Annotated in this window: 13 protein-coding genes; 3 read left to right on the top strand and 10 right to left on the bottom strand. The window is 71.9% G+C overall.

The window, feature by feature from the left end:
* Nucleotides 1-95: 95 nt before the first annotated feature.
* Nucleotides 96-701, bottom strand: coding sequence for a GOLPH3/VPS74 family protein (locus OG906_RS02885; protein WP_329439646.1), 606 nt, complete (start codon nucleotides 699-701; stop codon nucleotides 96-98).
* Nucleotides 702-887: 186 nt separating this feature from the next.
* The gene (locus OG906_RS02880; RefSeq protein ID WP_329439644.1) at nucleotides 888-2,516 is read right to left on the bottom strand and encodes an alpha/beta hydrolase; all 1,629 of its coding nucleotides are present in this window, start codon (nucleotides 2,514-2,516) and stop codon (nucleotides 888-890) included.
* Nucleotides 2,517-2,796: 280 nt separating this feature from the next.
* Here OG906_RS02880 and OG906_RS02875 point away from each other — a divergent pair, with 280 nt between their 5' ends.
* Complete coding sequence (locus OG906_RS02875; protein ID WP_329439642.1) at nucleotides 2,797-4,200, top strand: FAD-binding oxidoreductase; 1,404 nt, start codon at nucleotides 2,797-2,799, stop codon at nucleotides 4,198-4,200.
* Between the two features lie 63 nt (nucleotides 4,201-4,263).
* Here the strand turns inward: OG906_RS02875 and OG906_RS02870 are convergent, their stop codons facing one another.
* Entirely contained in the window at nucleotides 4,264-5,052 is a 789-nt protein-coding gene (locus tag OG906_RS02870; protein ID WP_329439641.1) for an SDR family NAD(P)-dependent oxidoreductase, read from the bottom strand.
* Nucleotides 5,053-5,145: 93 nt separating this feature from the next.
* Here OG906_RS02870 and OG906_RS02865 point away from each other — a divergent pair, with 93 nt between their 5' ends.
* Nucleotides 5,146-5,745: a TetR/AcrR family transcriptional regulator gene (locus OG906_RS02865; RefSeq protein ID WP_329439639.1), complete on the top strand. Its 600-nt coding sequence runs from the start codon at nucleotides 5,146-5,148 to the stop codon at nucleotides 5,743-5,745.
* Between the two features lie 136 nt (nucleotides 5,746-5,881).
* Here OG906_RS02865 and OG906_RS02860 read toward each other — a convergent pair whose 3' ends face one another.
* The 5 genes from OG906_RS02860 to OG906_RS02840 all read right to left on the bottom strand — a co-directional run bounded on the left by OG906_RS02860 (nucleotide 5,882) and on the right by OG906_RS02840 (nucleotide 10,238).
* Complete coding sequence (locus OG906_RS02860; protein ID WP_329439637.1) at nucleotides 5,882-7,594, bottom strand: immunity 49 family protein; 1,713 nt, start codon at nucleotides 7,592-7,594, stop codon at nucleotides 5,882-5,884.
* Nucleotides 7,595-7,722: 128 nt separating this feature from the next.
* Nucleotides 7,723-8,115 carry a hypothetical protein gene (locus tag OG906_RS02855; RefSeq protein WP_329439635.1) on the bottom strand — a complete coding sequence of 131 codons (393 nt, stop codon included), beginning with the start codon at nucleotides 8,113-8,115 and terminating at the stop codon, nucleotides 7,723-7,725.
* 124 nt (nucleotides 8,116-8,239) lie between these two features.
* The gene (locus tag OG906_RS02850; RefSeq protein WP_329439633.1) at nucleotides 8,240-8,695 is read right to left on the bottom strand and encodes a ribosomal maturation YjgA family protein; all 456 of its coding nucleotides are present in this window, start codon (nucleotides 8,693-8,695) and stop codon (nucleotides 8,240-8,242) included.
* Nucleotides 8,696-8,905: 210 nt separating this feature from the next.
* Entirely contained in the window at nucleotides 8,906-9,271 is a 366-nt protein-coding gene (locus tag OG906_RS02845; RefSeq protein WP_329439631.1) for a darcynin family protein, read from the bottom strand.
* A gap of 73 nt (nucleotides 9,272-9,344) precedes the next feature.
* Nucleotides 9,345-10,238, bottom strand: a complete 894-nt coding sequence (locus OG906_RS02840; protein ID WP_329439629.1) for an NAD(P)H-binding protein — start codon at nucleotides 10,236-10,238, stop codon at nucleotides 9,345-9,347.
* Nucleotides 10,239-10,343: 105 nt separating this feature from the next.
* Here OG906_RS02840 and OG906_RS02835 point away from each other — a divergent pair, with 105 nt between their 5' ends.
* The gene (locus OG906_RS02835; protein ID WP_329439628.1) at nucleotides 10,344-11,294 is read left to right on the top strand and encodes a LysR family transcriptional regulator; all 951 of its coding nucleotides are present in this window, start codon (nucleotides 10,344-10,346) and stop codon (nucleotides 11,292-11,294) included.
* 445 nt (nucleotides 11,295-11,739) lie between these two features.
* Here the strand turns inward: OG906_RS02835 and OG906_RS02830 are convergent, their stop codons facing one another.
* Both OG906_RS02830 and OG906_RS02825 read right to left on the bottom strand, forming a co-directional pair.
* Nucleotides 11,740-12,240, bottom strand: a complete 501-nt coding sequence (locus OG906_RS02830) for a lamin tail domain-containing protein (protein ID WP_329439626.1) — start codon at nucleotides 12,238-12,240, stop codon at nucleotides 11,740-11,742.
* A gap of 287 nt (nucleotides 12,241-12,527) precedes the next feature.
* Complete coding sequence (locus OG906_RS02825) at nucleotides 12,528-13,106, bottom strand: TetR/AcrR family transcriptional regulator (protein ID WP_329439624.1); 579 nt, start codon at nucleotides 13,104-13,106, stop codon at nucleotides 12,528-12,530.
* Nucleotides 13,107-13,167: the final 61 nt, after the last annotated feature.

Genomic DNA, 13,167 nt, shown 5'->3' with positions numbered 1-13,167 from the left:
CGCCGGTTTCCCCGGTTCACCCGTTCAGCCGCAGATCTGCTCCTTCGACACCTCTGGCGCCCACTCATCCGCCCCGCCGCCGTGCCGAACTTCCGTCACGGGCCCCGCCAGAGGTTGGCGAAGGCCGAGTTCTCGATGGTGCGCCTCTGACGTACGGCCTCCAGCTCCATGACCGCGTCGTTGACGACCGCCAACACGGTCGTCACCGCTTCGTCGTCGAGGTTCGGCTCGTCCTCGGACTGCCCGCTCTCGATGCCCACGACCGAGGCGAGGGCGACGAGGACCGGCTCGGCGGCCTCCCACCGGCTCAAGGCCCGGCTCCGGGAAGGCGAATCGAGCAGTTCCAGGCGGTCGGCACCGAAGGGCGACAACCCCCCTCGCCGCGGCGCCAGTTGACCGTCCTTCTCCAGGGCGGCCTGATAACTCCCGGAGAGGTCGCCGCCCCTGCGCCACAACCACTCCTCGACCCGCTCGTGGGGCACCTGGCGAACGAGGTGCTCCGCCGCCTCGCCGAGGAGGCGGTCATCCGGCGACGGGTTCCCCTCCGGCACGATCCGGTCGCCGTCCAGGACGACGGCCCCGGCGCCGAGCAGGTCGATCAGCTCGGCGCCCGCGAGCGCGAGCGACAGGTCGCCCTGTCCCACGGGCTGGTTCACCTGCCGCTCCATGGCCAGGAAGAACAGGTCTTTCGCCGTTGTCATGAACGGATCCCCTCGAAGTCTCGGCAGTGAGTCGCCGCCACCCGGCCGGCCCGATGCGCGGGAGCCTCGAACAGGCTCCCGCGCGTGGAGTTCCAGTATGGCTCCTCACCCTTCCCGCGGGGGCGAGGACGGCGCGGGACGGGACGGCTTGGGGGAAGGGGCGAGCGCCGAGGAGGCCGGACCGGCTCAGCCCCTCCGGAACACCCCGCCGGCGGCGACGCCCGCGAGCGGGCGGGGCGAGGAGAAGGGCGGCGTGTCCGGGCGGCACGTCGTTCCGGGCGGCGGCAGGGCGCCGTCGACGAAGTACCGGCTCTCGTACGCGTTGACGCAACTGCTGGAGTTGTTGAACAGCGCGGTGTGCCCGTACCCGTCGTGGGTCAGCAGGCGGGCACGGCCCAGCTCCTTCGCCATGGCCTGGGCGTCCGAGTACGGCGTCGAGGGGTCGTACGTGGTGCCGACCACCAGCACGGGGTGCGCCGTGGGCCTGTCCCACGGGCCGGTGTGGCGGTTCGCGGAACGGGCCGGCCAGGTGGCACAGGGCTCCGCGGCCCAGGTCCAGTACCGTCCGGCGTCGCCCGCGCGGCCGGCGCTGTCCTCCTCCAGCGAGTGGTAGACGGCGGGGTCGTGCGGATTGGGGCTGTCGCCGCACCACACGGCGGCCGCCTGCTCGTCGCCCAGGTACGGATTCGGCTGCGCGACCGGCGGCGGGGGTGGGAACACCGGTTGCCCGGGCACGCGGCCCCGCCACAGCTCCTGGAGCCGACCGGCGAGGTCCGTCCACCCCGGGTGGACGATGTAGAGGCCGCTCACGACGTCCGCGATCGTCCTGGAGTACGTCCACTCGCCCACCGGACGCTCCCGGAGGCGCTTCGTGAGCCCGTCGAACTTCTCGCGGGTCGCCTTCGGGCTGCCGGCGGAGAAGGCGCAGCGGGCGGTCGTGGTGGAGCCGCAGAGGGTGAGGAAGCGGTCCAGCGTCGCCGCGGCGGTGCGGTCCGAGCCCATGCGCAGGAGCGTCGTGGAACGCGCTTCGCCCGGGGAGGCGTGGTTCGTCCAGGCCTGCGGGTCGATGTTGCTGTCGAGGACCATCGCGCGGACCTTGTCGGGGAACAGGTTGGCGTACGTGGCGCCCAGGAAGGTGCCGTAGGAGACCCCGAGGAAGTTGAGCTGCGGCTCGCCCGCCGCCCGGCGGAGCAGCTCGAGGTCCTGGGCGGTGTCCGCGGTCGACACGTGGCGCAGGAGTTCTGGATCGCGCTGTTGGCAGCGTTGCCCGAGATCCTTGTACGCGGCGATCCAGGACGCCCGCTGTGTCGGGCCCACCGGGAAGCCGACCGGTTTGCCCGAAGCCCAGGCGGCGGCCTTCTCGGGGCTGTCGAAGCAGTTCACCGCGGTGCTGTTGCCGATGCCGCGGGGGTCCCAGCTGACGATGTCGAACCGCTCCCGCAGCTCCTTCGGGAAAGCGCCGTAATTGGCCGGCATCTGGACCGTCCCGGGCCCGCCGGGGCCGCCGGGGTTGAAGAACAGGGTGCCGACGCGCCGCCCCGGGTCGGTCGCCTTCCGCCGGACGACCGCCAGGTCGATGGCGCGGCCGCGGGGTTCGGCGTGGTCCAGCGGCACCTTGAAGGCGGCGCAGTCGAAGGGGCTGCCGGGCACGCAGGGGTGCCAGTCCAGTCGCCCCCGGCCGGCCGTCGACGCGGACGCGGTCACCGACGGCGACGGCATGCCGTCGGCGGGGGCAAGCGTCGGCCCGAGGAAGAGCGTGGAGCCGACGGCCGTCACGGCGAGCGTCGCCGCGTAGTGCCGGGGACGGCCTCTCATGGATCCGGGTATGGGCATGCTCCGCCGTTCTCCTCCACCGTCGGGCGCCCCGCCGCAGCCGATGCCGTGGACATGGCGATCGCGGAACGCGTTCCTGCGCACCACGAGACGGTGGTCCGGCGACGCGCGCGAGCCGACCGCACCCGAACGAGGGGCCGACCGGTGGCCCGCGACGGGCTCCGACCTGGCCGATCGAGGCAGTGGGCGGGGCCCGGGCGCGCCCGATTGCGGTGCCCGTCGTGCGGCGGGACGCTGGAAGTGTCCGCTGTCAGGAGATGCCATGAACGGCACGACGCTGGAGGCGATGCGGACCGCGCTGCGCGGCCCGGTCATCGGCCCGCAAGACCCGGAGTACAACGAATCCCGCAAGCTCTACAACGCGATGATCGACAAGCGGCCGGCCGCCTTCGTGCGGTGCGCGGACGCGGCCGATGTGAGGGCCGCGATCGGCCTGGTCCGCGACAGTGGCCTCGACATCGCCCTGCGCGGCGGTGGCCACAGCGGCCCCGGCCTGTGCCTGGTCGACGACGGGATCACGCTCGACCTGTCGCCGATGCGTTGGGTCCGGGTGGATCCGGAGGCGAGGACCGCCATCGTGGGCGGGGGCACCCAGCTCGGCGACCTCGACCACGCGGCCCACGGCTTCGGCCTGGCCACACCCGCCGGGATCATGTCGACAACGGGAGTCGGCGGTCTGACCCTGGGCGGTGGCCACGGCCATCTGACCCGCAGGTTCGGCCTCACCATCGACAACCTGCTGGCCGCTGACGTGGTGCTCGCCGACGGCACCTTCGTCACGGCGAGCGCCTCACAGCACCCGGACCTCTTCTGGGCGCTGAGGGGCGGCGGAGGGAACTTCGGCGTGGTGACCTCCTTCACCTTCCGACTGCACCCGGTCGACACGGTGGGCGTGTCCATCACGCTCTGGCCGGTCGATGCCACGCGCGAAGTGCTGCGCTGGTACCGCGAGTTCCTGCCGGCGGCGCCCGTGGAGCTGAACGGTTTCTTCGCCGCGCTGTCGGTGCCGCCGGGCCCGCCGTTCCCCGAGGAGATCCACGGGCACAAGATGTGCGCCGTCGTCTGGTGCTGGACCGGCGATCCCGAGGACCTCGGCGATGTCCTGGCCCGCGTGAACGAACCGGGGCCGCCCGCCTTCCACTTCACGACCCCGATGCCGTACCCGGCCCTGCAGACCATGTTCGACGAACTGATCCCCAAGGGCCTGCAGTGGTACTGGCGCGGTCACTTCTTCGACCGGATCACCGACGGGGCGCTGGACGTCCACCTCAAGTACGCCGAGAACCTCCCGACCGGCCTGTCGACCATGCACCTCTACCCGATCGACGGAGCCGCTGCCCGGGTCGGCAAGGACGACACGGCATGGGCCTACCGCGACGCGGTCTGGTCGGGCGTGATCGGCGGCATCGACCCGGACCCCGCGAACGCGGAGCTGATCAGGCAGTGGGCCGTGGACTACTGGGAGGAACTGCGCCCGCACTCGATGGGTGGCACGTACGTGAACTTCATCGGCGCGGGGGAGGACCAGGACCGGGTGCGCGCGACGTACCGCGACCACTACGACAGGCTGGCGGAGATCAAGAGGACGTACGACCCGGACAACTTCTTCCGCGCCAACCAGAACATCGCCCCCGCCGGCGCGGGCGGGGTCCCGTCCGACGCCTGACGCGCGCTCACCGACCGGACCCGTCCGTGAGCCCCCTCCGCACCGTTGACCGGGAAGCCGCGGTCAGGCCTTCAGGGCCCGACCCGCGACGGTGAGGGCGAGCCGGCGGGGGGCCAGACCGGAGGCCAGGGCGGAGAGGCGGTTGCCGAAGCCGGCGACCACGCTCGCCGGGGTGGTGCCGCGTTCGAGCGCCCGGCGGGCGGTGGAGACGACCTGCTCCGAGGTGGCGATCTTGCCGACGACCGCGTCCTGACTTCCCACGACGTCGAAGAACTCGGTGCTGGTCGGCCCCGGGGAGACGGCGAGGACACGCAGGGCGCTGCCACGGGTCTCGTACGCTATGGCCTCGGTGAAGCTGAGCACGAAGGCCTTGCTCGCGCCGTAGACGGCCATCGCCGGAGTGGGCTGGTAGGCGGCGGTGCTGGCGACGGTGACCAGCGCGCCTCGGCCGTCGGCGACCAGGTCGGGCAGGAAGGCGCGGGTCAACCCGGCCACCGCCGCGACGTTGAGCTGGATCATCCGGTCGACCTCCGGCGCGTCCTGCTCCAGGAACGGGCCGTGGCTGCCGAATCCCGCGTTGTTGACGAGCGTCTGGATCCGGATGCCCCGTTCGTCGAGCTCGGCGCGAAGGGCGGCCCCCGCGCCGGGCAGGGACAGGTCCGCGGCGATCGGGGTGGCGCTGACCCCGTACCGCTTCTCCAGGTCGCCCGCCAGCTCCGTGAGCCGATCCAGGCGCCGGGCGACCAGCACCACGTCGGCGCCGCGCTCGGCCCACTGGCGGGCGAACTCGGCTCCGAGTCCCGCACTCGCCCCGGTGATCAGGGCCACCGTGCCCCGGTACATCATCGACATGTCGGCTGCTCCACTTCCATGGGTTGCGTCATACTCAATGTAGGCACCGACATCATTGTAGTCAATGACAACATCGAGGCAGAGGAGACCGCCTTGGCCGACGGCCCGTACCACCACGGGAATCTCAGGGCCGCCCTGCTGGAGCGGGCGGAGGTCATCCTCACCACGTCGGGGGCGGAAGGCCTGACGCTGCGCGGCCTGGCCCGCGAACTCGGCGTGAGCCACGCGGCGCCGGCACGTCACTTCCGCGACCGGCAAGCCCTCCTGGACGCACTCGCCGTCAGCGGCTTCACCACCCTCAACGCCCGCCTGGCCTCGGCGGCCGGGGGCGGGGGTGGTGGTCCGGTCGGAGTGAGACTGGCCGCGCTGGGCCGGACGTACGTGGACTTCGCGGTGGAGCACACGGCGCTGCTGGAGCTGATGTTCGCCGTCAAGCACGCCGACGATTCCAGCGACGAACTGCGCGAGCGGGGACACGAGAGCCTGCTCATCGTCGCCCGGCTGATGGAGGAGGGGCAGCAGACGGGAGCGGTACGACCCGGCGACCCCGTTCAGCTCGCACAGGTCGCCTTCTCCACCGTGCACGGCCTCGCGACGCTCGCGATCGCCTCGCTCCTCGACGACACCCCCCTCGCCGAGGCCACGGAACTGGCCCTGGAGATCCTGCTGGCCGGCCTGCGACCCGGCGCCTGACACACGGACGCCGCGGCCCCGGCCCCCGCCCGGCTCCGCCTCCCGAGCGCGGGAGGGGGAGCCGGGGTTCGAGGGGCCCGGCCGCCCGACGCACCGCGTCAGACGAGCCGGGGGGCCGGGGCGACGAGCGCGGTCCTCAGGGGATGTCCTCGATCCGCTGCCGGTCGAGGAGGTAGGCGGGCAGGTACGGCTGCTTCGGATCGACGGGGAAGCCGTGGTCGTGGGCGAGGCACGCCATCGCCAGCGGCCCGAGTGCCACCCGGGCGCGCGGCGCCGCCGAATCGCCCCAGTAGCCGCGGTGGTCCGCGAGGGCTTCGGCGAGCGCCTCGGCGAAAGCATCGTGGTCACCCGCGATGAGGCGGTGGAAGAGAGCCGCCGGGTGGAAGTCGATCCGGTTCACGAAGTCCGCGGGAGCCTGCGCCACGACCTCGGGCACCGAGGTCTTCATGACGGCGACCAGCTTCGGCACGGTCTCGTCCAACGAGCGGTCGGAGAAGTACGTCTGGAGGGTGTCGATCCAGTGCAGTACGTACTCGTCGACGGAGTCGTCCTCGCGGAGCCGGGCCAACGGCACGCGGCACAGGCGGTGGATCCGGTCCATCTGGCGGCAGGCCATCGCGAGGTACACGGCGTCGAGCCAGGCCCGGGCATCGGCGGGCGGCTCGGCGGCCATCGCCGGCAACCGGGTCACGAGGTCCTCGCCCAGGTGGCACTCCTGCGGGCCCGCACCGGTGAACAGCGCGGAGCCGAGCTGCACGGCGGTGGCCCAGGCATCCCAGGTGGTGATGTTCGCGAGGTTGGGGTCATCGGCGCAGCGGGCATGGCCGAGGGCCAGGACGTCGGCGAAGGCGTCGCCCAGACCTGCCGGGTCCACGGGCTCGCGCGCGAGGCGGCCCGTCGACTCGGCCGCCACGCGGGCGAGATCGGACGTCTCCGAGGCCTGGGCCGCGGCGGGCGTCGCGAGGCGCCCCGCCCGGTCCAGCCGGACCAGGCCCTTCATCAGGCCGAGCAGCCGCGGCGGCGGCCGCAGCGAGAAGGTGCGGGTGTCCTCGTCGATGACGGTGAGTGATGTCAGCGCGCCGTCGTTCCACCAGTACACCCGGGGGGACAGCTGTCCCGGCCCCTCCTCGTGGGCGCTGAGGGCGTACGAGGCCAGACCGTTGAGCGCATCGACCACGGAACCGTCGGTGATCGGGTGGTAGGCCAGCAGATGCCGGTTCGGCACGATCACGAGGGCTCCGTCGCGCGGCAACGGCTCGCCGGTCACCTGCCGGGCCACCTCGGACAGGAACAGCGCCTTGCTCGCGACGAAAGGCGAGTCACCGTGAAGGGAGTGCAGGCGCGCCCGCCCTCCGACGGACACTTCCTCGTGCGTGACGGGCACACCCATGAGGTTGGCGTACGCGGCCCGCCCCAACTCCTCCGGCCCGGCTCGCTCCACGTCCGCGTCCGTGAGGATCCGCACGCTGGTGGGTCCGTCGAGCGCGTAGGCGAAGACGAGCCCGTCGGCGACCGTGCGCGCGTAGCGCATGCCGGCGACGAGGTCCTGTGTGAGCGAGGCGAGGGGCAACAGCCGGGCGTGCGTGCCGCGCAGGAGCTCTTCGGCGCTCTCGCCGCCGGTGCTCGCCCGCCGCAGGGCCGCGAAGTGGGCGGCGACCAGTTCGGGCCAACGGCTCTCCGGAGCCTGGCCGCACGTGTGCCCGAGGCCGAAGAGGGAGTGGTGGTGGCCCTCCTGGGAATAGGGGGCGGCCAGTTCCCTCAGGTACGAGGCCTGGGCGGTGGTCAACATCGGCAACTCGGCGTCCGAGCCGGGGGTGCCGGGGATCTCTGAAGTATTGTCGCGATTCATCCCCTCGACTCTACGACGCGCGCGAACGACGTTCCCCGGCCGGGCTGTCGGCCGATTCCGAGGTCGGGGGACGGCCGGGGCCCGGGAGGTCGGGGGCTGTCGGCAGGCCGTGTTGTCCGGCCGCCCGGTCAGGCCGCGGGGGTACGGCGGGGGCGGGGCGTCGTGTCGAGCAGGGCCCAGACACGGCGTCCGTCGGGTGCCGCATCGGTGCCGCAACTCTCCACGGCACGTACGGCCGTGAGTCGGGCCAGCACGGCGTCCTCCGGGGCACAGGTCCGGTGACTGAGCGCCACCAGCAGGATCTTCCGGTCCTGGTCGGCGAGATGGAGACTCACCCGCTTGCCCCCGTCGGCGACGGCCGTCTCGACGAGGATGCCTACGGCCGCCGCGAAATCGTCCGCGTCCACGGCCGAGTACCCCCAGGAGAGCACCCTCGCCAGCGCCTCGTCGGCGGCCTTCCGCGCGGCCCACTGATTCGTCGCGAACGTCAGGCCGGCTGCCCGACGGTTCCTGATCTGCATGCGCGGCCGCGCCCTCACGGCCGGCACGTGGGTCTTCGTGTCGGGTGTGGGTCGGGGAGGTTGCACGGCCCGCGGCTGCGGAGGTGGGGGGGGCGTCCGATGGCCGCCGGCCGGCCGATACGGGTCAGACGCGCTCCGGGCGCTCCGCCCCTTCCCGGCGCCGACCTCGCGGAAGGGACGACGACGCGGTGTGGACGAGGCAGCCTGCCGCGGCGCCGACCACGTACCAGAACAAGTCCGGGCCATTGAAGGTGGATCCGAGGACGAGGCGGGCGAGGGTGCTGCGCTCGGACAGTTCCGCGGGAACAGCGCTGAGCTGGAGGAACTCGACCGCCCAACTGGCGGCCAACGCGGCTCCGGCGACCCGCAGCGGCGCCGCCCTCGGCGCGACCACGACGAACAGGGCGAGGAGCAGCACGGTGTACAGCGCGTCTCCGCCGTACTTGGCCACACTCCCCGCTGCCACGATCCTGAGCCCCAGCCCGGCGCCGACGACGAGAACCGCGGCCCCGGTCGCCACCAGGCGGGTGCGCACGGGGTCGACGGCGTGGCGGTCACGGTTGCCGGGGAAGAGGATCACGGGAACATGGTGCCGGAGGGCTGCGGCGGGTCGTCCGCTGGGGCACCTCCGGCCTTGGGCATCCCTGGTGGTGGGTCGATTCTGCTGGTGGGTCGTCCCCGGTAGTGGGGCGTCTCTGGTAGTGGGCGTCTCTGGTTCCTTCCGGTCCGATGCCCGCCGGCCGGTTGAGGCCGGCGGGCATCGGACCCGGCCCGCCGAGCGGGCGGTGTGTCAGGTGGCGATGGTGGCGACGGGTGCGAGGCCGTAGGTGCGGGCGTAGCCGTTCTCGGTGCCGACGAGGAGGTCGACGATCTCGAAGTAGCGGTCCCAGAAAGGAGTTTCGCGCAGTGCGTCGATGAGGAGCTGATAGGCGTGGTGGTCTTCGGCCTCCCACATCCAGACGTCGGTGACGCGCGCGGAGTAGAACTCGGTGTCGTAGAAGCGTGACCGGACACCGGTGGTCTTGGCCTCGATCACCGGCAGCACCTGGGTGGTGAAGGCGTTGACGCGTTCCTGGACGGTCAGAGCGAGCCACTCGGGTGTGGTCTTGACGAGCATGAACGCCGTGACCGGTGGTTCGGTCGTGACTGCGGGCATGGGGGTCCTCCAAAGTGGCTTGTGGTCAGGGTGACTTGGGCGCCGGGTGCGTTCCGGCGACGGGCGGTCGGCTTCAGGAGAGGACGGCGGGCTTGAGGACCCGGGTGCACCACTCCTCGAAGTGGGTGGGGGAGGAGGTGTCCGGGGTGCGGGCGACGCCGGCGTCCAGACCCTGGTCCTTGGCTCGCTTCATGTCGACGATGCCTTGGACGAACGCCTCGTTGAGGCCGTAGCCGACGAGGGTGGTGTACAACTCGTCGAGCGGCTGCCGTTCGTAGCGGACGGGGCGGCCGAGCTGTTCGGTCATGATGCGGGCCAGCTCGTTGGGGGACAGGTCCTGCGGGCCGAGGACCGGGACGCTGTCGGTACCGGTCCACGAGCGGTCCAGCAGCAGGCCGGCGGCGACGGCCGCGATGTCGGCGCAGGCGACGAGGGGGGCCTTGCGGTCGCCGTCGACGACGTCGACGAAGACGCCCTTGTCGCGGATCGAGTCGGACTCCTCCAGGAGGTTCTCGAAGAAGGACGGGTTGGCCAGGGACCGGTAGGCGACGCCGCTGTCGGCGATGAGGTCGTCCATGACGAGGGAGGCGGTGACCAGGCCGGCCCGGTCGGCGAGCGGGGTGCCGCGGCCGAGCGCGGAGACGCCGACGACATGACCGACGCCGTGGGCGGCGAGCGCCTTCACCGCGGGCCCGCTGAAGCGGCTGTAGGCGTCCTGCGGGGTCAGGGAAGAGTCTGGGGGAACGAGCCAGAAGACCGCGTCCGCACCCTCGAAGGCCCGGTCGACGACCTCGGCGTCGCCGTGCGAACCGGTGATCACCTCGACGCGTCCGCGCACCGCGTCCGGCAACCGGGCGGGGTCGCGCACGATCACGCGCAGATCCTCGCCCGCGGCGGGGGTGGACTCCAGGAGCAGGGAGAGCAGGGAACGGCCGATGTTCCCGGTGGGAGCAGTAATGACGATCATGAAAACCTCGCAGGTCGTGCTGGTCGGTACGCCCTCATCCTGCGGAGGATCCCGGTGCTGCCACAATGGGAACATCGGCACGCAATCATTGACTGAAATGGAATAATGCTGGTGAACAGCCCGGACTCGGCCCTCGATGCCAATCTCGCCATCGCGTTGGATGCCCTGTTGGCCGAGCACAGCGTCACTCGGGCCGCCGCCCGTCTGCACACCTCGCCCGCCGCCATGAGCCGCACGCTCGCCCGACTGCGCCGCACCCTGCAGGACCCGCTGCTGGTCCGGGCCGGGCAGGCCATGGTTCCCACCCCGCGCGCCCTGGCCCTGCGGGAGGAAGCCGCAGCCGTGGTGCGGAGCATCGGGGCCCTGCTCAGCCCCGATACCGCCGTCGACCCCGCCACCTTGCGCGGCACCTTCACCCTCCAGGCCGCCGACCTGGTCGGCGCGGCACTGGCCCCCGGACTGTTGCGCCTGGCCGAACAGGAGGCGCCGGGGGTCTCGTTCCGGCTCCGGGCCGAGGAGTTGGAGGCCGGCCCGGCCCTTCGGGACGGCCGGATCGACCTGGAGGTCGGGGCCATCGACCATGTGGATCCCGAAACCAGGGTCGAGGAACTGGTCCGGCTCCGTATGGTGGCGGCCGTCCGGCCCGGCCATCCGCTGACCGAAGGCCCCGTGACCCCGGCGCGGCTCGCCGCCGCCCAACACGTCGCGGTCAGCCGGCGCGGCCGGTTCACCGGCCCGCTCGACACCGCCCTGGCCGAGCAGAACCTTCGACGGCGGGTCGGCATCGTCCTCCCCAGCCACCTGGCCGCCATGACCCTCGCCGCGCGCAGCGACATCGTCTGCCTCGTACCTGACGCGTTCCCCGGCGACGCCCCCTCGCCCCTCACGGGCGACGCCATCGCCCTCGGACTCCACCTCCTGGACATTCCGGTGGCCTTGCCGACCGTGAGCGTCGGCATGGCCTGGCACCCCCGCCACGCGGCCGACCGAGCCCACCACTGGCTCCGCAACGCCATCCGTCGAACCCTGTGCACGCCGGGGAGCCCCACCGCATGATCTGACGGAGGAACCGGAGCGGCCCTCTCGGGGCAGGGTCGAACCGGTGGGGCAGCGGCGCCCGTGGAGTCGAAGGGGCGCCCGGCGTTACGGGGTCTGGTCCGACGGCCCGTGATCCTGGTGTCGGCGGGCTTGGTCGATCAGGCGGCGCAGCAGGTCGCGCGCGTCGTGATCGCCTCCAGCGTCCGGTGACCGGTCCGCGTCAGCGTCAGGAGGGGTGAGCCCTTGTGATCGGGGTTGGTGTGGAAGGCCGCCAAGTCCTCGTGGACGAGGTCGTTGGCGACGCGCTGTACCCCCTGACGGGCGACGCCGAGGCGGCCAGGAGCGGTGGGGGTTCGCCACCACGGGGGCGGGGAACGCGTCGGGCCCCCGCCCCTTCGGGGGACGAGGGCCCGACGCGTCGACCCGTGTGGCTCGCGGGTCGTGCGGCTGCTTCGTGGGGTGACTAGCGCTCGCCGTGGCGAGTGCCGCGACCCTTGCCCGGGCCCCAGTTCTTGCTGTCCAGGATGCGACCGTGCTCGTTGCGCAGGGTGGCGGAGTCGCGCTGGTCCCAGACGTAGTTGGTCCGGTCCTGGTAGACGTCGCGGAGGGTGTTCCTGCCCTTGCCGGTGTGCACCTTGACGGTGGAGTGGCCGCCGAGGAGCAGGCCGCGGAAGCGGTAACGGTTCCCCTGCTTGTCGGTCAGCGTGTAGCCGCGCAGTTCAACGGACCTCTTGCCGGTGTTCTTCACCTCGACCCACTCGCCGTTCAGGCTGCGGTTGCTGCGGTCGCTCCGGCCGGGGCTGTCGTACTGCACCTTGCCGATGGTGATGGTGGAGTGCTTGCCGGTCGAGCCGTGGTCGCGACCGTGGCCGTCGGCTGCCGCAGGCAGTGCGGCGGAGGCGAGGGCGGCGACGGAGGCCACGAGGGTGGCGACGACGCGGCGGGTGTTGAGAGAAGCGGACATGAAGATGTCACCTCAAGGACGTGCGGGTCCCCGGCTTGCTGCCGGGAGTCCATACTTTGGCCCGCGCGCGGAGCGTTTTCTAGCAAAACGCCCCAAGATTGCCAAATGAAGACAAACCGGTCTGATTCTCTGACCAGTCGGTGATCTGATCGGCGTGGGGCAGGCGTGCGGCAGTGATGCGGCCATGGACGCCCCGGCGAGACGCGGGGTGCGGGGTCTGCGGTCGCTCGCGACGCCGGTACGAACCACCGGTCCGAGGAACTGGTGTCGATCAAGAGCGGGCCCGTCTACGGAAGTTCCGTGGCGGGGTGGTTGGCGAAGAGGGTGCGGAAGGTCTCGGAGGGGTCGTCATCCAGGGTCGGGAGGCTGCCGCTGAGCTGGAGGGCGGCGAAGCCGTGGGCGAGTGACCATGCCGCCAGGCCGGCGCGTCGCGCGTCGGGGCGCTTCGCGACGGGCAGTTCCTCGATGCCGGAGCGCAATGCGCGGGAGGAGCGCTCCTTGGCGGCGATCAGTTCCGGGTCGTCACCGTGCAACAGTTGCGGGCGGAACATCACCTCGAAATGGGCGGGATGCCCGACCGCGAACTCGACGTACCGCGCCCCCATTTCGCGCAGCCTGCGCGCGGTGTCCGTGGGTACCGAGGTCAGGGCGTCGGCCAGTAGATCGAACCCCTCCGCGGCGATCGCGGTGAGCAGTCCGGCCTTGTCCTTGAAGTGGTGGGCGGGTGCCGCGTGCGAGACCTCGGCGCGGCGGGCGAGGTCGCGAAGGCTGATCGCCGCGACACCGTCGCTGCGAATGGCCTGGAGCGCGGCGGAGATCACGGCTCGGCGCAGGTCTCCGTGATGGTAAGTGGGTGTCGCGGCCATGGGCAGCAGGCTACCCCAGATCTAGTCATTGACAGGATGGCATCGACATCGCAATCTAGTC

The sequence above is a fragment of the Streptomyces sp. NBC_01426 genome (assembly GCF_036231985.1).
Classification (GTDB): domain Bacteria; phylum Actinomycetota; class Actinomycetes; order Streptomycetales; family Streptomycetaceae; genus Streptomyces.
The sequence above is the reverse complement of the archived record's forward strand: the minus strand, read 5'-3'. Positions and strand labels throughout refer to the sequence as shown.